At 43.3% G+C, this 1,202-nt stretch carries 1 pseudogene; it reads right to left on the bottom strand.

What is annotated here, in order from left to right:
* Window positions 1–86 precede the first annotated feature (86 nt).
* A pseudogene (locus tag ACE01R_RS17785) lies at window positions 87–1,202 on the bottom strand (ISNCY family transposase); the annotation flags it as partial.

Consider the following 1,202-nt stretch of genomic DNA (forward strand, 5'->3'; position numbering starts at 1 on the left):
TTCATCATTCTATTATGGTCAGCCTCAGGGTGAAGTGTATCTAATCAACAGAGTTTTCGGTCTCTAAGCACTTTTTAAAGGGAACATCATCGACTCAAATCTCTATTTGCAACAGTGCCCGCACGTATACGTGGCATAGATTGAGAACGACTCCGTTTATTTTGCTGTTCCAATTCCAATTCTTCATGCTGTTGTTGGATATGATTGAGAACAGCCCCTAAACGTTTATTCTCAACGATCTCTCGCTGGTTGAGCTGACTTAACTTATCGAAGATGCTGTAATTGATCTTCCGACCTTGATGCTCAATCGCTACCGTACCATCCGGATATTCCAGGAACTCAAGATATTTACCGATCAACCTCTGATTTTCTGCCGTATTCTCCAGGAGATATACGCATTTATCATAAGTAATGGTCAAGCTATTGGTGACTCTGCGGGGTTCACGCCAGGTAAAAATATCATCTAATTCCTCGGCTGTTTCAGTGACAGTCCGATGTAAGTTCTTAGGATTAAAAGCCATCTTGGCAAACTTGAGATTGAATTGCTCAATAAAGCAGGGCAGCCACTTATTCGCCTCTTCAATTGAACTGATACCTTCAAGGCGCATTTCTTTAATCAGACGGTCCTGCAAGGTCCTGTTGGCTCGTTCTACACGTCCTTTAGCCTGGGGTGAATTAGCGAAAATGATATCGATATTCAGAGTGCTGAGTACGCGTCCAAATTGCGTAATCTTGGTGTCTTTCTTGCTGCTTTGATTCACCCTAAAAACTGAATGTTTGTCGCTGTAAAACGCCAATGGTTTACCGTGCTGTTCGACATACAGGCGTGTTGAAATCATATAGTCAAAGGCTGATTCTGATTCACAGAAGCGTAAATGCTGCAATTTTCCTGTGGCATCATATAAACACCAGTAAACAGCATTTAGGTGCTCGTCCTTCAAACAAGTCATGATATGAGCCATCAATCTGGATCAGTTCACCATAACAATCCCGGTTATATCGAGGCTGATATGGGCGTTTCAGACGCTTGGCGCGAGGAATCCATAAATCGGCTGCAATCATCTAGCGACGAACCGTTTCTATCGGGATATGCAGGCCAAACATACTACTGAGCTTCTCATGAGCCAAGGTTGGGCCAAAGCCCAGCAGATGTTCAGAAATAATGGAAAGGCATTCTGACTTTACGGCTTCATCATGACGAC

This window comes from Acinetobacter sp. BSP-28 (genome assembly GCF_044130285.1).
GTDB lineage: Bacteria > Pseudomonadota > Gammaproteobacteria > Pseudomonadales > Moraxellaceae > Acinetobacter.